A 6,291-nucleotide genomic window follows, 5' to 3' on the forward strand; every position below is an offset into this window, starting at 1 on the left:
TCATTGTTAAAAGCCATCAATCAGTAAGTCAATTGCGTGTTTAATGGTGTCTCGTTGGCTACTTAAGTCAACGATTTCTTTCCCTAATAATGAATGAGGGACGCAAGCCATTTGGTGAGTCATTAAAATAAAAACCTGCCCGTTGATTGATAATTGTGGATTTAAGCGTACAGGTAATGGCTTTTTAACTAGCCTGCTATCGAATAACGGGATGACTAAGCGAGTATTCAATATATCAATAATGTTACTTTGAATATCCAGTAAATATGGGTATTTGATAGCATCATCTCGGTTTTGATAGAGGCGATATTGCATTAAAAATCCTTGTATTTATCTGAGAGTAATCCATATTCTTCATTTATCCTGTTTAACTCATTAAAGCCTTCGACATTGTCATTTTTCCATTTTTGCGCTTCGAGGCGTTTTAATTCAGCTTGTAAGGCACAAGCCAGTATTGCTGATAAGTTAAGTTTAGCCCGCCTTGCTTGTTCGTAGAGTTCAGGCGCGACAGTAACACTGACGGTTTTTTTTGTTCTATTCATAGATGCCCCTTATACACGTGTTATGACACGTGTACTTTAGCACAGCTCATCGATCACGATAGGGATTTTATCAACAAATATTGCCATTATCAGAGTATCTTTAATTTATTGCGATTATTTGCGAAACCCTTCGCAAAGTTGCCGCCTTATTGTTCAATAGCCAAATAACCCCCTTGAACTGCGTCTATTTTCCACCATTGATTTTTTTACACTCTGTCATGCTATAGCGATAACTCGTATTTTCATTACATTTTGGAACCACGGTGTCCGACGAGAGTGATGTAGAAAAAACTGAAGAGCCCACGCCCCATAAAAAGCAAAAAGCCAAAGATGATGGGCAAATCGTTCGTTCAAAAGAACTTAGCTCGCTAATGATGATGTTAGCAGGCGTGAGCTTGCTATGGCTAAGTGGTGGACACCTCGCGGCACAATTGCGGCAAATTACTCGTCAGGGTTTTATTTTTGATGGCCACTATTTACAAAATACAGGCTTGATGATCAGTTACTTAGGGCGTGTGGTCAGTGAGGCGTTATTTGCCTTATTACCAGTCATTGGCGGGTTAGCTTTGGTTGGCATTTCTGCATCATCATTAGTCGGTGGGCTCGTTTTTAATAGCAAGTTGATTAAATTTGATTTGAAAAAGTTAAATCCAATCAAAGGGCTAAAACGTATTTTTTCGATGAATGCCTTATCTGAGTTATTTAAAGCGATTTTGAAATCCTTATTTGTTGGTTTGGGCGCGTTTATTTTTCTTTGGCAAAGTTGGCCATCGTTACTGCATTTAGTGATGGAATCACCCGTTACGGCGCTAAGTAATGCACTGCAAAAAGTGATTTTTGCTGGTTATTTGATTGTTTTCTTGCTGATCCCAATGGTGGCTTTTGATGTTTTCTATCAGTTTCGTTCCCATTTGAAAAAATTACGCATGAGCCGTCAGGAAATTAAAGATGAATTCAAGCAGCAAGAGGGTGACCCGCAGATTAAAGCCAAAATTCGCCAACAGCAGCGTGCGATTGCGCGTAACCGAATGATGGCGGATGTGCCGAAGGCAGATGTCATCGTCACTAACCCAACACACTATGCGGTCGCCCTTAAATATGATGACAAAAAAATGGGGGCACCCAAAGTATTAGCGAAAGGAGCTGGGGTATTAGCTCAGCGCATCAAAGAAATTGGTGAAGAGCACCGAATATTACAGTTAGAAGCACCGCCTCTTGCTCGTGCGCTATACCGCCATGCGGAGATAGGACAAAGCATTCCTGTTGCATTATATGCCGCGGTTGCAGAAGTTTTAGCATGGGTTTACCAATTGCGCCGCTGGCGCCGAGAAGGTGGGCTCAGACCCAAAAAACCGAAAAATTTACCAGTGCCACCGACGCTGGACTTTGCTGGAGATAACAATCGAGATGGCTAATTTGGCTTCATTATTAAAATTGCCGAAAAATTTACAAGGAACGCAGTGGCAAATACTGGCCGGCCCGGTTCTGATATTAATGATCCTGTCGATGATGGTATTGCCATTACCGGCTTTTTTATTGGATTTACTGTTTACCTTTAATATTGCACTTTCCATTATGGTGTTATTAGTGGCGATGTTCACAAAACGCACATTAGATTTTGCGGCATTTCCTACCATTTTGCTATTTGCAACTTTATTGCGCCTCTCTTTGAATATCGCCTCGACGCGAATTATCCTGTTAGATGGCCATACAGGGCCAGATGCTGCTGGGCGAGTTGTCGAAGCCTTTGGTCACTTTTTGGTGGGCGGCAACTTCGCCATCGGTATTGTGGTATTCATTATTCTTGTGCTGATTAACTTTATGGTTATCACTAAGGGGGCGGGGCGTATCGCGGAAGTGGGCGCTCGCTTTGTGTTAGATGGCATGCCAGGTAAGCAAATGGCCATCGATGCCGACTTGAACGCGGGTATCATTAATGATGATGAAGCGAAAAAACGCCGCGCGGAGGTTACGCAAGAAGCGGATTTCTATGGTTCGATGGATGGTGCGAGTAAATTCGTGCGAGGAGATGCTATCGCGGGGATCATGATTATGGTGATCAATGTGGTTGGCGGGTTAATCGTTGGTGTAGGCCAGCACAATATGTCTTTGGGAGATGCCACCAGTGCCTATACCTTGCTGACTATTGGTGATGGGCTTGTCGCGCAAATTCCAGCTTTGATTATTTCCACCGCTGCTGGGGTTATTGTCACTCGTGTGGCAACAGATGAAGATGTGGGTGAACAAATGGTCACTCAATTATTCAATAACCCAAGAGTGATGTGGTTGAGCGCTGGGGTTCTAGGTTTAATCGGTTTAATACCGGGTATGCCTAACTTTGTATTTTTACTGTTTACCGCGGCACTGGCTGCCCTTGGTTGGTATTTAGTCCGCAAATCCCAACAACCCGAAAGTAGTGCGGGGGATAATAGCCAATCTCAGCATTTTCAAGAAGCCAATAAAGTGGTTGAAGCCACGTGGGATGACGTTCAATTAGAAGACTTGTTGGCGATGGAAGTGGGGTATCGGTTGATCCCATTAGTCGATAATGACCAGCAAGGTGAATTATTAGGGCGACTACGTGGTTTACGTAAGAAATTTGCTCAAGAAGTGGGGTATTTGCCACCCGTGGTGCATATCTGCGATAACTTAGCGCTTTCCCCTTGTGAATACCGAATTCTAATTAAAGGCGCGGAAGTTGGGCGGGGGGAAGCACAGCCAGGGCGTAGTCTGGCTATTGACCCAGGTAATGCGGCTGGGTCGTTACAAGGGGATGTCACTAAAGAGCCAGCATTTGGTTTACCCGCCATTTGGATTGATGATGATTTGCGTGAGCAAGCACAAATCCAAGGGTATACCGTGGTATCCGCGAGTACCGCGGTGGCAACTCACTTTAATCAAATTTTACTGCAAAACTCCAGTACCTTATTTGGCCGCCAAGAAGCCCAAATGTTGTATGACCGCGTGAAAAAAGAGATGCCAAAATTGGCAGATGACCTGATCCCAGATACGATTTCATTAACGATTTTGCACCGCGTTTTACAAAACTTATTAATGGAAGATGTGGTGATCCGCGATATGCGTACCATCATTGAAACCTTGGCTGAAATGGCAGGAGAAAATGGGGAAAACAAAGATACTGATTACTTAACATCCCAAGTGCGCATTGCATTAGGGCGAGCAATTACACAGCAGTGGTTTGGTAATGCAGAAGAAATTCAAGTGATTGGTTTAGAGGCTAGCCTTGAGCAGATTTTGCTGCAAGCCGCGAAGAACGGCGGTGGGTTAGAGCCGAACTTGGCGCAGTTTATTCAAACTCAAGCGGAGCAAGCTGTAGCTCACCAAGAAGCGATGGGCGCGCCTACAGTGCTGTTAGTTAACCATGGATTACGCTTGATTTTATCGCGTTTCTTGCGGCGCAGTCTGCCGCAGCTGGTGGTCATGTCGAATTTAGAAATGACGGACCACCGTAAGATAAGAATGACGTCGATGATCAGTGGTAGTTAATCATCTTGCTTTTAGTTATATGGTTGTGTAGGATAAATATGTAGTCGCTTTGAAGCTAAATTGTTCTTATACCTAAGGTGTGTATTTGAATGCTCGTCAAAGTGCAAAGAAAGTATGAAGAGGCCGCTCTTTTAAGAGCGGCCTCTTTGTATTTAACTGACTAAAAAACGCCCTACAATTCTGCCTTTATCCGTTAGTAAGACAGATTGCCCATCACGCAGGACTTTTTTTCAAATTGTGCTTTCGTCCAATTTTACTCAAAGCTATCTTTTTTGTACTTGATGCGAGTTTAAATGCGGTTAATCCATCTATGTGGATAAGCTGAACTAGATCTTTATGAGTAAAGCTATTTAGGTAATAGGATTGCATATCGCTAGATAGCCAGCCAAGTAAGTCAATTAAATGGCGATATTCTAACTTTAGTCGACTTAATGTTGAAGCTATATCATTAGGGGCACTCTTAATTATTGAACTATCAAATTCATTAATTAAATTACCAAACTTCCATATAGGCTCAAAATGAGCACATCTATTGCGTAATTTATTTGTTTGGAGTAATCGTTGAATTATTCTATGCCGATTTTTTATATCTTTAGGATGTGATTTTTGCTGAATAGAGTACGGATAATATTGAAATATATTAGGAAATATTTGTTCCCACGGAATAATTGTACCATTGCTTGTTTTATTAATTTTTAAAATGTGCGCCCACCTCCCATTTTCTAGTGTTGATATTATTCTATGTGGGGCTGGAACTGGTTGGATATACTTACCATTTTTCTTTTTGGCAGAGTCAATCGCATTGAACAGTTTATTATTGTGTGTCAGGCCTAGGTGGTCATACCAATTACAAGACTGGACATTACCATATAATTTTTGACTGCAGAGAGTTAATTGGTTTGTAAAATAAAAATGACTAAGACAGCGATGAATTTTGTTTCTTAGTGTAATTTCAATCATGCCGATTAAGTAGATAAATTTAGTGGAAATTTCTTCGTTCCAACAATAAATACCATGCAATTCATTTAGATCTGTAGTTTTGAATATGGTTCGGTAGTTAAAAAAACGTTCAATGCTAATGTCCAAAATATGTGAGTTTATATTTATAGGTGGTGGCCTAAACATATCCTATCCCTTTGATAAATTTATTTTAGTTAAGGCGATGAAATTTACCTAATCTACCATCAAGAGGAATATGAAAAAAAGAGATTGCAGCAGCAACTTTGTCTGTATTTTAGTAATTCTATTGAGCGAGCTGCCTGACGAGCCTCAGTATGAAAGAAGAGGGTTGTGAACTAGACAAAACACACCTTAAATTGAAATTTTCTTACCTAATGCAGGGCGCTTTGACTCTAAACCATCAGCACCATAAGTGGATTGGTTATTATGTTTTTTCACAAAGTTTAGGCGCTGAGCATTCAGCTCAATATGCAGTTGCAGCATTTGGTGATTACGATAATTCAACTCTTTTAGTTCAGTTGTTAAGCTTTTAATGGCTTCCCATACACCTGCTAGTGCATCATTGCCTTCATAAGGTGCACTGATCTCAGATTGTGCTTCTAACGCTAGGCGGTTTGTTTCACCATGGCCGATCGCAGCAACTAAAAACCGTTTTTGTTCAGTGGTTTCCTGAAAAGGCGAAGGCGGCACACGGTGATAACCTAGTAATAGCTCTTCATTTTTCATCACTATTTGTAATGATTGCAAATGAGCGAGTTGTTGCTCAAGTAATATCAGTAATTCGTCAGTCATAGTGGTTATTTATTTCATTGATAACATGCATTCATGAGCATCGCGCAAAATGCCATCAGCAATTTTTTCAGCATCCATTGTTAGGGTGCCATCTTTGATTGCTTGTTTAATTTGTTCAACTTTAGCACTATTAATATCACTTGCTTGAGGTTGCAATAATTTTTTTTGTAGCTCACTAGGAGCAAAAGAACTTTCTTTAACGACTTCATTAGTGGACACTTTTTTGTCCCGCATCGGGGCAGCCGCATCTTGTGGGTCGCGGTTTGTCACCTGAGCCAGTGCAGAAATTGCAGATGTTTGCTCAATAGCCATAATGTATTTTCCTATTTCCGATTTTTTTCATATGTCAGTTATCGGCTTATGTTTATGAATCTTTAGTGTATAGAGTGTTACAAAATATTGCACTACTCGTCATACTTCAAGTTGCAGCGTTGTTGACTGCGCTCAGCTCGCCGAATCACATACTCATGTATGCTCATTGGCCTCTCTT

General features: G+C 41.2%; 7 protein-coding genes. 2 read left to right on the forward strand and 5 right to left on the reverse strand.

Going from position 1 to position 6,291, the window contains the following annotated elements; translation table 11 throughout:
- Nucleotides 1–6: 6 nt before the first annotated feature.
- Together SJ312_RS01885 and SJ312_RS01890 are read right to left on the reverse strand one after the other, a co-directional pair.
- A complete protein-coding gene (locus SJ312_RS01885) occupies nucleotides 7–315 on the reverse strand; it encodes a CcdB family protein (protein WP_272574790.1) in 309 nt (102 codons plus the stop codon).
- The gene (locus SJ312_RS01890) at nucleotides 315–542 is read right to left on the reverse strand and encodes a type II toxin-antitoxin system CcdA family antitoxin (protein ID WP_004255691.1); all 228 of its coding nucleotides are present in this window, start codon (nucleotides 540–542) and stop codon (nucleotides 315–317) included. Before SJ312_RS01890 ends, SJ312_RS01885 begins: the two co-directional genes overlap by 1 nt.
- A gap of 263 nt (nucleotides 543–805) precedes the next feature.
- On the opposite strand from SJ312_RS01890, the gene flhB reads away from it, so the two are divergent.
- Both flhB and flhA read left to right on the forward strand, forming a co-directional pair.
- The gene (flhB, locus tag SJ312_RS01895; protein WP_165879716.1) at nucleotides 806–1,957 is read left to right on the forward strand and encodes a flagellar biosynthesis protein FlhB; all 1,152 of its coding nucleotides are present in this window, start codon (nucleotides 806–808) and stop codon (nucleotides 1,955–1,957) included.
- Complete coding sequence (gene flhA, locus SJ312_RS01900; protein WP_004255687.1) at nucleotides 1,950–4,049, forward strand: flagellar biosynthesis protein FlhA; 2,100 nt, start codon at nucleotides 1,950–1,952, stop codon at nucleotides 4,047–4,049. Before flhB ends, flhA begins: the two co-directional genes overlap by 8 nt.
- A gap of 213 nt (nucleotides 4,050–4,262) precedes the next feature.
- Here the strand turns inward: flhA and SJ312_RS01905 are convergent, their stop codons facing one another.
- The 3 genes from SJ312_RS01905 to flgM all read right to left on the reverse strand — a co-directional run bounded on the left by SJ312_RS01905 (nucleotide 4,263) and on the right by flgM (nucleotide 6,113).
- Nucleotides 4,263–5,174, reverse strand: coding sequence for an Abi family protein (locus SJ312_RS01905; RefSeq protein ID WP_272536788.1), 912 nt, complete (start codon nucleotides 5,172–5,174; stop codon nucleotides 4,263–4,265).
- Nucleotides 5,175–5,360: 186 nt separating this feature from the next.
- Nucleotides 5,361–5,801, reverse strand: a complete 441-nt coding sequence (locus SJ312_RS01910) for a flagella synthesis protein FlgN (RefSeq protein WP_110591516.1) — start codon at nucleotides 5,799–5,801, stop codon at nucleotides 5,361–5,363.
- Nucleotides 5,802–5,810: 9 nt separating this feature from the next.
- Nucleotides 5,811–6,113, reverse strand: a complete 303-nt coding sequence (gene flgM, locus SJ312_RS01915; protein WP_110591517.1) for a flagellar biosynthesis anti-sigma factor FlgM — start codon at nucleotides 6,111–6,113, stop codon at nucleotides 5,811–5,813.
- Between the last annotated feature and the right edge of the window lie 178 nt (nucleotides 6,114–6,291).

The sequence above is a fragment of the Providencia sp. CIM-Carb-044 genome (assembly GCF_033901115.1).
Classification (GTDB): Bacteria; Pseudomonadota; Gammaproteobacteria; order Enterobacterales; family Enterobacteriaceae; genus Providencia; species Providencia hangzhouensis.

Excerpts from the sequence above, each read along its gene's own strand:
- SJ312_RS01905 (WP_272536788.1), bottom strand. The coding sequence starts at position 5,174 with ATGTTTAGGCCACCACCTATAAATATAAACTCACATATTTTGGACATT.
- flgM (WP_110591517.1), bottom strand. The coding sequence starts at position 6,113 with ATGGCTATTGAGCAAACATCTGCAATTTCTGCACTGGCTCAGGTGACA.
- flhA (WP_004255687.1), top strand. The coding sequence starts at position 1,950 with ATGGCTAATTTGGCTTCATTATTAAAATTGCCGAAAAATTTACAAGGA.
- SJ312_RS01890 (WP_004255691.1), bottom strand. The coding sequence starts at position 542 with ATGAATAGAACAAAAAAAACCGTCAGTGTTACTGTCGCGCCTGAACTC.
- SJ312_RS01910 (WP_110591516.1), bottom strand. The coding sequence starts at position 5,801 with ATGACTGACGAATTACTGATATTACTTGAGCAACAACTCGCTCATTTG.
- SJ312_RS01885 (WP_272574790.1), bottom strand. The coding sequence starts at position 315 with ATGCAATATCGCCTCTATCAAAACCGAGATGATGCTATCAAATACCCA.